This is a genomic window from Amycolatopsis sp. (assembly GCF_025464955.1).
Lineage (GTDB): Bacteria > Actinomycetota > Actinomycetes > Mycobacteriales > Pseudonocardiaceae > Amycolatopsis.
This window is the reverse complement of sequence record NZ_JAODNM010000062.1, coordinates 38,808-52,115: the sequence shown is the minus strand read 5'-3', so window position 1 is coordinate 52,115 and position 13,308 is coordinate 38,808. Positions and strand designations below refer to the sequence as shown.

11 protein-coding genes and 1 tRNA gene are annotated in these 13,308 nt (G+C 67.2%); 8 read left to right on the top strand and 4 right to left on the bottom strand.

The features are described 5' to 3' along the window. Position 1 precedes the first annotated feature (1 nt). From efeB to JWQ81_RS13825, 4 genes are all read left to right on the top strand, one after another. Positions 2-1,237 carry an iron uptake transporter deferrochelatase/peroxidase subunit gene (efeB, locus tag JWQ81_RS13840; RefSeq protein WP_297541381.1) on the top strand — a complete coding sequence of 412 codons (1,236 nt, stop codon included), beginning with the start codon at positions 2-4 and terminating at the stop codon, positions 1,235-1,237. An 883-nt stretch (positions 1,238-2,120) separates the two neighbouring features. Continuing rightward, positions 2,121-3,320 carry a peptidase S8 gene (locus JWQ81_RS13835; RefSeq protein ID WP_297541379.1) on the top strand — a complete coding sequence of 400 codons (1,200 nt, stop codon included), beginning with the start codon at positions 2,121-2,123 and terminating at the stop codon, positions 3,318-3,320. A gap of 111 nt (positions 3,321-3,431) precedes the next feature. Next, the gene (locus JWQ81_RS13830) at positions 3,432-4,157 is read left to right on the top strand and encodes a spermidine synthase (protein ID WP_297541377.1); all 726 of its coding nucleotides are present in this window, start codon (positions 3,432-3,434) and stop codon (positions 4,155-4,157) included. A 65-nt stretch (positions 4,158-4,222) separates the two neighbouring features. Then, entirely contained in the window at positions 4,223-5,284 is a 1,062-nt protein-coding gene (locus tag JWQ81_RS13825) for a DUF4190 domain-containing protein (protein ID WP_297541375.1), read from the top strand. Between the two features lie 99 nt (positions 5,285-5,383). On the opposite strand, the gene JWQ81_RS13820 is transcribed toward JWQ81_RS13825, so the two are convergent. Together JWQ81_RS13820 and JWQ81_RS13815 are read right to left on the bottom strand one after the other, a co-directional pair. After that, positions 5,384-6,292: a hypothetical protein gene (locus JWQ81_RS13820; RefSeq protein ID WP_297541373.1), complete on the bottom strand. Its 909-nt coding sequence runs from the start codon at positions 6,290-6,292 to the stop codon at positions 5,384-5,386. Positions 6,293-6,555: 263 nt separating this feature from the next. Beyond that, positions 6,556-6,963: a PGPGW domain-containing protein gene (locus JWQ81_RS13815; RefSeq protein WP_297541371.1), complete on the bottom strand. Its 408-nt coding sequence runs from the start codon at positions 6,961-6,963 to the stop codon at positions 6,556-6,558. 460 nt (positions 6,964-7,423) lie between these two features. Between JWQ81_RS13815 and JWQ81_RS13810 the strand changes: the two genes are divergently transcribed. From JWQ81_RS13810 to JWQ81_RS13800, 3 genes are all read left to right on the top strand, one after another. After that, positions 7,424-7,825, top strand: a complete 402-nt coding sequence (locus JWQ81_RS13810) for a hypothetical protein (protein WP_297541369.1) — start codon at positions 7,424-7,426, stop codon at positions 7,823-7,825. A gap of 237 nt (positions 7,826-8,062) precedes the next feature. Then, positions 8,063-9,496 (top strand): AMP-binding protein, encoded by a 1,434-nt coding sequence (locus JWQ81_RS13805; RefSeq protein ID WP_297541367.1) that lies wholly within the window; start codon positions 8,063-8,065, stop codon positions 9,494-9,496. A gap of 1 nt (position 9,497) precedes the next feature. Then, positions 9,498-10,445, top strand: coding sequence for a hypothetical protein (locus tag JWQ81_RS13800; RefSeq protein ID WP_297541365.1), 948 nt, complete (start codon positions 9,498-9,500; stop codon positions 10,443-10,445). On the opposite strand, the gene shbA is transcribed toward JWQ81_RS13800, so the two are convergent. Both shbA and JWQ81_RS13790 read right to left on the bottom strand, forming a co-directional pair. Further along, complete coding sequence (shbA, locus tag JWQ81_RS13795; RefSeq protein WP_366942289.1) at positions 10,442-11,044, bottom strand: RNA polymerase sigma factor ShbA; 603 nt, start codon at positions 11,042-11,044, stop codon at positions 10,442-10,444. The two genes, JWQ81_RS13800 and shbA, sit on opposite strands and share 4 nt — an antisense overlap. Positions 11,045-11,178: 134 nt before the next feature. Next, complete coding sequence (locus JWQ81_RS13790; RefSeq protein WP_297541360.1) at positions 11,179-11,679, bottom strand: RNA polymerase sigma factor; 501 nt, start codon at positions 11,677-11,679, stop codon at positions 11,179-11,181. A gap of 310 nt (positions 11,680-11,989) precedes the next feature. Between JWQ81_RS13790 and JWQ81_RS13785 the strand changes: the two genes are divergently transcribed. Further along, a tRNA-Ala gene (locus JWQ81_RS13785) sits at positions 11,990-12,062 on the top strand. Positions 12,063-13,308: the final 1,246 nt, after the last annotated feature.

Sequence of the window (13,308 nt, the reverse complement as noted above, 5' to 3'; positions counted from 1 at the left end):
CATGGACATCAACCGCCGTAATCTCCTCAGGGGCGCCGTCGCCGGGGCGGCCGGCACCGCGTTGGGTGGCGGCCTGCTGGCGGCCGGGGCGAAAGCCGACGCGAACGCGGCCACGCCGGCGAGCCCGCTCGCCCCGGAACTGGTGCCGTTCCACGGCGTCCACCAGGCCGGGATCGTCGGACCCACGCCGCAGCAGCGGTACTCGACGCATGTCGCCTTCGACGTCACCGCTGCCAAGAAGACGGACCTCGTCGCGCTGTTCCAGACCCTCACTGACCGGGCACGGTTCCTGACGGCCGGCGGCGTCGCGCCCAACCTCGGCGTGGGCGCTCCGCCTTCGGACTCCGACGTGCTTGGCCCGGCCATCCCGTCGGACGGGCTCAGCGTCACCGTGTCCGTCGGCAGCAGCCTGTTCGACGACCGCTACGGCCTGGCGTCGGCCAAGCCCGCCGGTCTCGTGCCGATGCGCAGCTTCCCGAACGACTCGCTGCAACCCGCGGTCTGCCACGGCGACCTGCTCCTGCAGATCTGCGCGAACAGCCCGGACACCGTGCACCACGCACTGCGCGACATCGCCAAGCACACCCGCGGCGGCATGCAGATCAAGTACCGGATGGACGGGTTCGTGTCGCCGCCGCGTCCGTCCGGCACTCCGCGCAACCTGATGGGCTTCAAGGACGGCATCTCCCAGCCCGCGCGGTCCGACGACGACCAGATCGTCTGGGTGCAACCGGGGGCGGCCGACCCCGCGTGGACCGTCGGCGGTTCGTACCAGGTGGTGCGGTTCATCAGGATGCTCGTCGAGTTCTGGGACAGGGTGTCGATCAACGAGCAGGAGAACATGTTCGGCCGCCGGCGCGACACCGGCGCCCCGCTCGACGGCGCGGTCGAAACCGACACCCCGAACTACGCCAAGGACCCCAAGGGCACGGTCATCCCGGTCGACTCGCACATCCGGGTGGCCAACCCGCGCACCCCGGAGACCGCGAACAGCCGCATCCTGCGTCGGCCGTACAACTACGACAACGGCGTCGACCAGAACGGCAACATGGAGGCCGGCCTGGTGTTCGTCTGCTATCAGCAGGACATCAAGCGCCAGTTCGAAGCCACCCAGACCAGGCTCATCGACGAACCACTCGTCGACTACATCCAGCCCTACGGCGGCGGCTACTTCCTCGCCCTGCCCGGCGTCCGCGACACCAACGACTACTACGCCAAGGCCCTGCTCACGGCTTGACGGCGGGCACTTTTGTGGCTCTTGTGTCGTAGGCGTGGGTCCCCGGGGTGCTGGTTGATGTGTGCTGGTGGCGTTTACAGCGGCAAGGACCGGGGCGAGTAGGGGCTTCCTGGCTGTTCTGAGGTCCGGTCGTGCGGCGTGCGGTCAAGAGCGCTGTCGGTAGCCGAGTGTGGGACTCGGCGCCGTGAACGTGGGACTCGCGGGCCGCGTCGGCGAGTCCCACGTTCAGGTCGACGAGTCCCACGTTCACCGACCGCCGACCACGCCCACACCACACGACAGGCCCATCAGATCCGCTCCACGGACACCCCGTCCGCCCCGGTCCCTGCTGCAGTAAAACGGAACCAGCAGGAGAGGCACTTTTGTACTTTTGTGCCCTGCTTGAACGCTGAACGAGGGCACTCTGGTGGAAAAGCGCCCAGGGCACGTTGCGGCACGTACGGGTGGCAGGTAACCCGTTAGGGTGATGCGCTTGTTGCTCAGAGGCATGCTCTGGCGAGCGGCGAACGAGGAAGAGTCCAACACGGCGTTTCCGGCTGACTATTTGTTGCGCCGTAAGGGTTTCATCAACAATCGGCGGTGCGGAGTCACGTGGGTGCCCCATAAGCCAATGCGCTCGCGCCTATCACAGCGCCTGCCGCGACGGAGGGCGACAAGGACAGAAAAGCGCCGTAAGGATTACGGGGTCCCCCACAGGCTCCCAACGTGCGTGCAGATTTCGGGTCCGCGCCCGCTCAGCGTGCGAGAAGTCGTCAGCGGGTGGAGGATCGATCGACGGCCAGCGTAGCACGGTCGGAAATATTCCCAACTTCCGTCGGGTTGCTTATTTTCCCACTCTTGAGTTAACTCCAACGAGTGGGTAGCAGCCAACTACGGAGGCACTGTGCGTAGTACTTTGCGGGGACTTACCGCCATCGCCGGATTCGCATCCCTGGCGTTGGCGTTCGGTGCGCTACCGGCGCAAGCGAACGCCATCGCGACGCCACTTCAGCCCCAGACGGCCCACGTCTGCGACCAGGCGGTACAGCCTGGTCAGGCGACGTGCTTCGCGTTGAAGAGAACAGATATCCAAGCCCACGCGCTTGCCCCCAACGCAGCTCCGAGCGGGCTCGGGCCGTCCGATATCCAGTCCGCCTACAAGCTCGGCGCCGGCGGCTCCGGCCAGACGGTCGGGATCGTGGACGCGAACGACGACCCGAACGCCGAAGCCGACCTCGCGGCCTACCGCAAGCAGTTCGGCTTGCCGGAGTGCTCCACGGCGAACGGCTGCTTCTCCAAGGTCAACCAGAACGGCAAGACGAGCCCGCTCCCGGCCGGTGACACCGGCTGGGCCGGCGAGATCTCACTTGACGTCGACATGGTTTCGGCGACCTGCCCCAGCTGCAAGATCCTGCTGGTGGAGGCCGACAGTGCCACGATCGACAACCTGGGCAAGTCGGTGAACACCGCCGTCTCGCTGGGTGCGAAGTACGTCTCGAACAGCTACGGCGGCTCCGAGGACGGCTCAGAGACCGCGTCGGACTCGTCGTACTACACGCACGCAGGAGTAGCTGTCACCGCGAGCACCGGTGACAGCGGCTATGGCGCCAGCTACCCGGCTACCGGCGCCGGCGTCACGGCTGTCGGCGGTACCTCGCTGACCAAGGACAGCTCCAGCCGCGGCTGGACCGAAGCAGCCTGGAGCGGCGCCGGCAGCGGCTGCTCGACCGACGTCGCCAAGCCGTCGTTCCAGAGCAGCGTGAACACCGGCTGTAACAACCGGGCCGAAGCCGACGTCTCCGCGGTGGCCGACCCGGCGACCGGAGTGGCCGTCTACCAGACCTACGGTGGCAACGGCTGGGCGGTTTACGGCGGAACGAGTGCCTCTTCGCCGATCATCGCGAGCGTTTACGCGCTGGCCGGCGCACCGGCAGCTTCGGCCAGCCCGAACTCATACCCGTACGCCCACACCGACGGCCTGTTCGACGTGACCACCGGCAGCAACGGTTCGTGCTCGGTCACGGCCCAGTGCAACGCGGGCACCGGTTGGGACGGCCCGACCGGGCTGGGTACCCCGAACGGCACAGCCGCTTTCAAGGGCTGATTTTCACCCGGCAGTAGGACAACCGCCCGGCACCGCGCACCCCGCGGTGCCGGGCGTCTACTGTGCGGGGATGAATTCCTCTTTCCGGCCCGCAATTGTGCGGTACCCGAGGTGAATGCGCGCTTCGAGGAACTCGATTTCCGCCCGACCCCGATGGGCGAACTGGTTTTGCGGCGCCGCTGGGATCTCACTTTCGACCGGGAAGTCTATGAGATCAAACTCGACGACGACTTCCTGATGTCGAGTCTGTTCACCGTCGCCGAAGAGGAAATGGGCCGTCTCGCACTGGCGGAATTGACGGGGTCCGGCCTCGACGTCGTCGTGGGCGGTCTCGGTCTGGGTTACACCGCGAAAACGGTATTGGAAAGCGCGGAGGTCAACTCATTGACCGTCATCGACGCGCTCGGTGAAGTCATCGAATGGCACCGAAGCGGCTTGATCCCCTCCGGTGCGCCGTTGCTTTCGGACCCGCGCTGTACTTTGGTCCACGGCGACTTCTTCGCCATGGTCCAGTCGGATTCCGGGCTCGACCCTACCTCCCCTGGCCGCCGTTTCCACGCGATCGTCGTTGACATCGACCACTCGCCGAGCCACTGGCTGAACCCCGGGCACGCCGCCTTCTACGAACCCGCCGGCCTCCGACACCTCGCCGCGAGCCTTCATCCCGGCGGAGTTTTCGCCCTCTGGTCGAACGACCCGCCCGACGACACCTTCACCGCGGCACTAACGGAGAGCTTCACCGACGTGCGAGCACAGGTCGTCAGCTTCGACAATCCCCTGCAGAACCGCAAGGCCACGAACACCGTCTACCTGGCGAAGGCACGCAGTGTTGCGTGATAACCCTTTCGTCGCTTATCCGTTATTCGCGTGCAAGCTGCCCGAACGTGCCCTAGGTTCCGGGAATGTCCATACCGCCCGCTGACCCGGGTACCCCTGAGCCCTACCTGAGGGCACCGGCCGTTTCCGAGTACGAAATCCGCGGCGGCGCCGGCCATGGACAACCGAAGCCCGAGGGCAACAACGGGTTCGCCGTCGCGTCCCTGATCTGCGGAATCCTCAGCTTCTCCGGCATCCTCATGATCCTCGCCGTCGTCTTCGGCTGTCTCGCACTGGCCCAGATCAGAAGGAACGGGCAGGACGGCCGGAAGCTGGCCATCGTCGGCCTGTCCGCCGCCGGCGCGTGGCTGCTGGGCATCATCATCATCGTCGCGGTGGCTGTCTCGAACGGTTCGGACGTCAGCGCCGGCCCAGGCCCAGCGGGCTTCGGGCTCAAAGCGGGCGACTGCTTCGACCACGCGACGACCAGCGACGGCTCCGAAGAGATCACGCGACCGTCCTGCACCTCGGCACACTCGGCCGAAGCGTTCGCCGTACTCACCCTGGCCGGAACGAGCTATCCCAGCGCCGCGACGCTCAAATCGCTGCCGGAGCAATGTGCGGCGCAGGCAACCGCCTATCTCGATCCGGACCGCAACTACCCCGGTCTGACCACCGGCTACCTGTATCCCCCGCGCCAGGATTGGGCCGCCGGAAACCACACGGCGATCTGCTACTTCGAAGACAGCGGCTTGACCATGCTCGCCCCGGTGCGCACGTCCGGCGTCCCCTACAGCGCCGACCAGAAGCGCTTCGCGCAGACCATGGACCAGCCCGACTTGTCACTCCGCAAGTACAACGCCGTCGAATCCCCGGCATGGACCGACAAACGCGATCTCGCCGTCGGCGAAGTCCCCTTCCTGCAGGCCCAGATCGCCGGACTGTCCGGCGCGCCTTGGGCGTCCACGGTCCAGCCCGCGATCACCACCCTGCTCGCCGACCTGCGGGCGCAGCTCCCCCACTGGCAGGACGCGGCCTCGGCAAACAGCGCGGGCCAGACCTCGCGCGCGTTCCAGAACCTCGGGGGCGACGACGAAGACGCCGAACTCGCCCAAGCCCGCACCGCCCTCGGCCTCACCGCCCACTGAGACCTGGGCACTTGTGTACTTTTGTGCGCTTGTTGTGGACGCGGGATACCGGTGTGCGCAAGGACCCCGCAAAAGCACAAAAGTGCGGTGCCGTGGGGGTCACGCGACGCCGAGTTTCGCGTCGACGAGGGCGGTGACGACGTCGGCACGGCGGTTGTTGTCCTCGCGCAGGGTGCGGTTCATCTCGACGTGCAGGAACGTCGTGCCGTCGGTCTCGGCGAGCTGGCCCTGGACGTTGGTGTTGCCTTCCAAACCGGCGCAGGACTGCTCCCACGCCCGGCATACATCCAGACCAGCGGCCTTGAACCCGTCGGCGAGCCGGTGCGCGGGCCCGCCGGCCGGGGTGGCACCGGTCGACAGCACGACGTCGTAGCCGGGCGCGGACTGATTGTCGAATCCGTGCAGCTGCACCTGCGTCAGGCCGCGGCCGGCCAGCCCGGTGGCGACGACGTGGAACACCGAGTCCGCTTCGTGGGCGACGTCGGCACGACTGCCGTCGGCCCGCCGGTGCGCGCCGGCGACGAGCAGCACAGCGCCCGGGTTCCGGCGGAACAGGTCGAGTCCGAAGAGCTCGGTCCGCAGGTCGAACGCCGGATGCGGCACCTCGACGGCGAGCGACGGCGGCGCCGAGCGGTCTACCAGGTACAGCCCCCACGCCCGGTCTGTGCCCGGCTCGTTCTGCACCAGGGTGTACGGCCGACGGGTCACCGAGTCCACCAGGTCGGCCACCGTGAACCCCAGCCGCTCGAGGTCAGCGTTGGTGGGAATGTCTTTCCCGAGTTCCGCGCCGAAACCGCGGGCGGCCACGGTGCGCTCGGCCGGGTTCGGCGGCCGGTACTCCTGGCCGGCGGACATCGCGGCGGTAAAGGTCGCGATCCGCGCGCCCAGCTCGTCCACCACGGCGGGGTCCGCCGCCGGGTCGGAATCGAGCAGTACCAGCAGGGTGGCGACCAGCCCGAGGGAGAGAAAGATCCCCAGCGCCGACACCAGCGTCCGCGTCCGACTCATCACCACTCAATACTGGCACTTCGTGCGCTTCCGGGTACATGCGCCGGGTTTGCGGTGACGGACTTCTCAAGGAATTTCGACGAGCGGCCCACCAATCACGGCACGGTACGAAACCGCGTCGAACTCGTCGTCGGCCCGGGGGCGAGCCAGCGCGCCGACCATGATGGCGCCGAGGAGGACAAGGTGTTCCGCGACCTGCTGCGGCGCGCTCGATTGCCACGCTGTCGAATCCGTGAGACGCGGCTGCGTTCGAGTGGTGACAGTTACGAGACGCCGCGGCGGGCTTGGACTCGCCGGTAGCTCCAGATGAGCAGGGCGAACAGGATCGCGCCGGACAAGATCAGGCTCGAGCCTGCGCTCCACCCGCCGAACGGCAGCCCCGGCACGGTGCCCCAGACGACTCCGGCGGCGAGCAGCGCCAGGCCGGCGAGCACGGAACCGGCGATCCGCAGCGGCGAAGCCACGCTGTCCTCGGCGGCCTTCATCGCCCTGTCGCGCACCGGGTCGACGTAGCGTTCCAAGGCCGGAAACTCCGACGCGAGCAGGAGTAGACCGGCGAGGATCAGCAGCATCCCCGGCCCCGGCAGCACCAGCAGGATGACGCCGACCACCACCAGTATCGCTCCGGCCACGGCGAACAGCGCCCTCTTTACCGGTTTGCCGATTCCCACACATACTCCTTCGATTGGCGCAGTCCACATTATTATGCCCGAAATGCCCGGCTCACGCTCGCGCAGTGTTCGAACCCTCATCGGTAACCAGTCCGGCGCACAGTGTCACGACTGATATCCACTGCGCGGAAAATAGCCGAAAGAATTGATCTCCAACGCCGGCGAGCACCCCAAAACCCCATTGATCAAATAGGCAGTTAAATGATCAGCGGCAGCCAGGGAGGCGTAGTTTCGCGGCACACTTCCCCTTACTGCCCATAGTGCATTCGGCGGCACCCCAACGGGCATTCGGCCGGTACTTCTTTTTTCGCTATTCCTTGGGTAAAGTCGCAAAGTCGGCCCGATTCCCGGGTCGACACCTTGGGGTCAGCGTTCTGATCAACATGGGGAAATGATCCACGAACTGTGACATTCCCGCCGATCGGCAGGAAGTCGAGCAAGCACGGCGGGGAGCCTGACGATGCCCATTCCTCGAATCCTCTTCTGCGTTCCACTGCTGGCGCTCGGCCTCTTCCTGCCCGCGCTCGGCCCCGATCTGGCGACCCCGGCGGCCGGCACCGTCGGCATGGCCCACGAGGTCTTCACCACCGAAACCCTGACCGTGCACCAGGGTGCCACGCTCACGCTGGTCAACAACTCCCGGTGGATGCACACCATCGGCCCCGGCCGGGACGGAAAGCTCACCGACAACGCCGCGGTCCCGCTCGCCGGCCGCCGTCTCATGCAGACGAACGACGTCGAGACGACCGGAAAATGGAATACCCCCGGCACCTACTACCTGACCTGCTCGGTACATCCGGAAATGACGGTCAAGGTCATCGTCACCGAATGCGGCTGCTGCTCGAACGGTTCGTGCCAGTAGCACCCAACGGCCGGCCGACGCCCTACGCCGGACCGGATCATCCTGCGAGTCCATGAAAGGAGGTAGCCATGTCGTCACTCATCGCCAGCATCAAGCACGCCCGTTATGTGATGGGGTCGTTGAGCGCGGTGCTCTTCTCCGCGTCCGTCGGCTCTTCGTTCTAGTTTTCCAGTGGACCGGGCGGCGTTCGCCCGCCGAGCGGCGCCCGGTTCCGATATCGGCAGGGAAGGAGTGGCCATGTTCGAGACCGGAGTGCGACAGTTCCGGATGGCGATGGGAATCGTCTGGGGACGCCGGCTCAATGCCCGCAATATCGGCCGGCTGATCGAGGACTCGCTCGCCACCCTGGCCGAATTCGGCGAACCGGGCACCGACGTGCGACAGCTCGTCGACGGGCCGTTCACCGATCCCGAGGCCCAGGCGCATTTCGCCACCCAGGGCCTGCGACGCACCGCCGGACGCCTCGCCGAGCAGTCGCCGTTCTACGCGCGCCGGTTCGAGGCCGCCGGGGTGCGGCCGGACCGCCTCGACCTCGCGGGGCTGGGCGCGATCCCGGTGACCACCAAGGCCGAGCTGGTCGGCCGCCCCGGTGAGTTCCAGTGCGCCGACGTCCGGCGCCACCTGTCCACCCGCACCACCGGCACCACCGGTCGCCCGGCCGAGATCTGGCTTTCGCGGTACGAGACGGAGCTGTGGCCCGCGCTCGGCGCGCTGTCCGCGGTACTGCGCGACGAGCTCCGGCCGGACGACATCATGCAGGTCAACGTCAGTTCGCGGGCGACAGCGGCGGTGCAACTGGACGTCGCGGGCTGCCGACTGGTCGGTGCCGGTTGCCGCGTCCTGGGCGTCGTGCCGGTGGACGAAGCGCTCGACGCGCTGGCCGAAGGCGGATCGACGCTGCTTTCGGCCAGCCCCAGCTACCTGGCCGAGCTGCTGATCGCCGCCCGACATCGCGGCCTGGGACCGGGCGACTTCCGCCTGCGCCGGATCCAGGCCGGCGGCGAGGTGCTGTCCCCCAGTCTGGCGGCGGCCGTCCGGGAGACGTTCGGGGTGGACGAGGTCAGCGACAACTTCGGCATGACCGAGGTCATCCCGGTGACCTCGAGGTCGTGCAGCCAGGGTCATCTGCACCACGACATCAACACCGGCCTCGTCGAGTACCTCGATCTGGAAACGGGAAAACCCGCCGCGCCCGGCGCGTTGGCCGTCATCGTGATCACGCCGTTCTTCCCGTACCGCGACTGCATGCCGGTCTTCCGGTACGACACCCGCGACGTGGTCCGGCGGCTGCCCGAGGGACCGCTCACCTGCGAGGTCGCGGGCGTGCCTGCCACCAGTCCGCTGCTCGGCAAAGCTGGTCAGCTGCTGCGGCTGGGGCCCGACGACGTCGTGACCCCGCGGCAGCTGGTGGAAGCCGTCGAAGCGCTGCCCACCCAGCCGTGGCCCGCCCGCTTCCGGGCGACCATCCACAATGGACGGATCCGGCTCACCTTGCCGGTGGCCGCCATTGACGGTTTCGGCGAGTCGGCCGCCCGCAACCACTTCGCCGAAGCCGGCTTGGACGTCGACCTCGCCGTGGTGAGTGACGAAGAGGCCACGACACTGCGCCAGGTGCGGAGCGATCTGCACGAGAGGACCTTCGCCGCCCGTCCCGTCCCCATCGGAGCGTGAGATGCCAGCCGAACTCGTCTTCCAGACCGTCTTCGAACTGTGCCTCACCGTGCTCGGTTCGGTGGTGACCAGCCTGTGCGCGCTGGCCTACCTCCGCCGCGTACGGCTGGAGCGGCCCGCGATCGGCGTGTTCAACGGGCGCGACATCGCCATCCTGGTCGTGTTCCTGGCGATCCTGCCGACGATCTACGTCGGGCTGCCTCGCTGGGCCACGACGGGCCTGCTGATGGTGACGTTCACCGCGTCGCTGTCCATCGGCTACCGGCCGCTGCTCGCCCCGGGCCGCCTGTGGCTCGGGATCGGCCTGCTGCTCGGCGCGAACATCTGGCTCGGCCAGAACATGCTCGGCACGGTGTTCGGCTGGCAGCTGTTCTGGGCCGAAGGCGACATCATCATGCTGCTCGGCGCGGTGTCGGTCGCCAACCTCTATGTGCAGGGCGGGATGCGGCTGCGGCACGTGGCGTGGTTCGCGCTCGCGCTGGCCGTCTACGACATGATCTTCACCGCGTTCGTGCCGCTGACGAACGCGCTGGTCGAAGACTTCCTCGGCTATCCGCTCGACCCGTCGATGGGGATGCGGATCGGGTTCTACAACGCCGCCATCGGCCTGGGCGACTTGCTGATCTACGCCCTGTTCCTGATTTCGGCGTACAAGGCGTACGGCTGGCGCGCGGCGAGGGTCGCCATGGTGCTGATCGTCCTGTTCGGTTGTGTCGTGCCGTCGCTGGCGCCGCTGCTCATCAACTTCATCGACGCGCGAGCGGACATCGTCGTGCCGGTGCAGACCTGGTTCGGGCCGGTGGCGTTCCTCGGCTACCTGTGGATGCGGCGTCGCTACGGCCGCGAACGCACGATGCGGGAGTTCCTGGCCGACAACGACGCCGTGAAACCCACACCCGCCGACGTCGTCGCCCCTGCGGTGGTGCCCGAATCCGCGTCGGTGAGCTAGCGGGCCTGCTGAACGCCCAATACGTTGCGGAGCCGGTTGAGCGCGCGATGCTGGGCGACCCGGATGGCGCCCGCCGAAGATCCCATGGCGGCAGCGGTCTCCTCGGCGGACAGGCCGACGACGACCCGCAACACGACGATCTCGCGCTGGCGATCCGGAAGGACGTGAAGCAGCTGCGCCATGCGCTCGTTCAGCTCGGACTGGAGCGCACGCTGCTCGGGTCCGATGGCGCCTTCGGCGTTCTCGGGAACGTCGGCGACCGAGTCACTGCGGCTGCGTCCGGCGACCCGATGCGCGTCGGCGACCTTGTGGTGCGCGATGCCGTAGACGAAGGCCAGGAACGACCGGCCTTGGTCGCGGTAGGTGGGCAGCGCGGTGAGGACGGCGAGGCAGACCTCCTGCGCGACGTCGTCGGCGGACGCGTACCTGCCGATCCGCGCGCGGCAGTAGCGGACGACCAGCGGCCGGACCGCGGTCAGCAGCTGCTCGACGGCCTTCGGCTCGCCATCGACGGCGGCGGCGACCGGCAGGTCGACATCCGGGTACGACGTGACCCGCACCGGCCCGGCGCCGACGGCTTGGCTCAGCTCGCGTGTCATCGCACGGGACTTGATGCGGGCGAGCGTCCCCTCGACGTCCAGGCCGGCCCGTAGCGCGTCGGTGAACGCGGTGTCGGCGTCGCGCAGCCACCGGTCGAAGTCCCGCTCCTCGTCGTTCTTGCTCAGGACCGCGATCATGTGCTCTCCTCCGGCATCTCCTGGTAGATCTGCTTGAGCCGCTCCCTGGCGTGGCGCACCGTGGACCGCACGGTGGCCTCGCGGACGTCGAGGTGCCGCGCGATCTCGGCGTTGCTGAACCCGTCGAGATGCCACGCCATCGCGGACCGCTGTCGCTCGGGCAACCGCTCCAGCAACGTCACCACCAGCGACGAGTCCTCGACCAAGGCGAGCAACTTGTCCTCCGCGAACTCGTCCGAACACGCCCAGTCACTGCGGATGGCCCGCGCGACCCCGTCCCGCCCCCGCACGACCTGCGCGGCCGCCTTCCTGGCCGCCACGCTCCGTACCCAGGCGGCCGGGAACGTGACGGACGTCCACTGCTCGTAAACGCTCAACATCGCCTCCGACGAGGCGTCCTGGGCCACTTCGAGGTCGAACCCTCGCTTGCACAGGAACCCCACCAGCAGCGGGAAGTGGTGGGCGAAAAACCCGTCGAAGTCGTCGCTGTCACCCACCTGACATCGCGCCCCTCCCCACCGCCGCACACAGTCCTCACCAGGTAAGTGGCACGAACCCCCCGCCAAGTGCAAAGCCGGGCACACTTCTTATTCACACCGGCCCGCTTGATAGCGAAACCCCAGGTCAAGCGCCCGAAACCACGCACAAGTCAACCCGTTCGCGCGACGCAACCGGCCTAACCGGCGCACCCCCACCCGGCCGAGCGGCAACCACCCCGCCGCCGGTACCCCCTCGATCGGGTGCCAACCCACGTCATGTAAAGTCTGTACCTACGAGATGCGGAGTTCACTCCGCCTCGGACGTTTCGGGGCTATGGCGCAGCTGGTAGCGCACCTCACTGGCAGTGAGGGGGTCAGGGGTTCGAATCCCCTTAGCTCCACGTTTCAACAGACTCGTTGGTTTGGGAATCTTCCCAGGTCAACGGGTCTTTTTCGTTGCACCGAACATTTGTCCACAGTGGATCGCGCTTCAGTTACCGTTCAGTAACTGGAGCAAAACTGGAGCAGGGCCGCGTCCCCGCCCGATATGGGGTCACAAAAACTGCTCCAGCTGCGCCACCCAGACGGGTGATTGGTCGAGCTTTTATGGAAGCGCCCAGCTGGGGGCTGGGCGTGTTTCTCCCGGTCGAGGCACTTGTCGGGCGTCTGGGGGCGCCGTTCGCTGCGCGGTCTGGAATCGATCAGCGGCGTAGCCCTCGCAGTGCCCGCGGGCCGGGTGAGGGGGTCATCCGCCGGCAGGAGACATGCTCGCCGGCGAACGTCTCCGGGGTATGTGACGGGTGGGTCGGTCGCCAGGGCTGCTCGGTTGATGGCAGTCGACGACGCAAGCCCGTGAAAGGGACTGGGTGTGGCGTTGGGCGGGAGGCGGTGTCCAGCCTTACCGCGACCTTCGGACTTTTAATCACCTGGTACTTTCTGCAGCTTGACCTGCGATTCGGCATCATGCAAGCCCCCTACCTGCGACTATTCCGTCGCCGGATGATTGTTCGGTGACCGTCCAGACGGGAGCCGTGCTCCTTCCGTGCTCCTGTGTTTAGGACCCCGACAAGTGCGCGGCGTGCATGCTAGCGGCGATGATCCTCAGGGCGTTCGGACGTTCCCAGCCAGGCAGGGACACGGGGAGCCCTCCACAACTTCCACTTTTTGTCCCTTGGGGTGGAGCCGATATACCACCAGCGCCTGCCGAGATCGTCACGGACGGCAACCGCGAAGGCGCCTGTCTTCGCTCCGAGCGCTACGGCACACTCCTGAAACGCCGACGGCGGGTGAGCCACTCGACTGAAGAGCTCAGCAAGCAGTGCCGTCACCTCCTCCGCTTCTTCTTGTGGGCGGCATCGGCCCAACAGGCGCAGCTCATCCAGCGCGGCTCCGAAGGATGCCACAGAGCCCCGTGCGTGATCCGCGGCTCGATATGCCGCAGGACGATGCTGAGCGTCTCCCAACAAATCGGCAGCGACGGCCAGACGAAACATGGGCGCGATCCCTCGAGCGAGGTGCCTGGCAGCGTTGGGAAGCCGGAGGTCAAGCGCCGCCAGAGCCTCCGCCATGGACAGCGCTGTTCGAACCTTCCGATGACCGTCGACTGGGTTGCTTACAGCAATGGCAGCGAGAAGTGTTGCAGTCGCA

Excerpts from the sequence above, each read along its gene's own strand:
- JWQ81_RS13820 (WP_297541373.1), bottom strand. The coding sequence starts at position 6,292 with ATGAGTCGGACGCGGACGCTGGTGTCGGCGCTGGGGATCTTTCTCTCC.
- JWQ81_RS13805 (WP_297541367.1), top strand. The coding sequence starts at position 8,063 with ATGTTCGAGACCGGAGTGCGACAGTTCCGGATGGCGATGGGAATCGTC.
- JWQ81_RS13825 (WP_297541375.1), top strand. The coding sequence starts at position 4,223 with ATGTCCATACCGCCCGCTGACCCGGGTACCCCTGAGCCCTACCTGAGG.
- JWQ81_RS13810 (WP_297541369.1), top strand. The coding sequence starts at position 7,424 with ATGCCCATTCCTCGAATCCTCTTCTGCGTTCCACTGCTGGCGCTCGGC.
- shbA (WP_366942289.1), bottom strand. The coding sequence starts at position 11,044 with ATGACACGCGAGCTGAGCCAAGCCGTCGGCGCCGGGCCGGTGCGGGTC.
- JWQ81_RS13800 (WP_297541365.1), top strand. The coding sequence starts at position 9,498 with ATGCCAGCCGAACTCGTCTTCCAGACCGTCTTCGAACTGTGCCTCACC.
- efeB (WP_297541381.1), top strand. The coding sequence starts at position 2 with ATGGACATCAACCGCCGTAATCTCCTCAGGGGCGCCGTCGCCGGGGCG.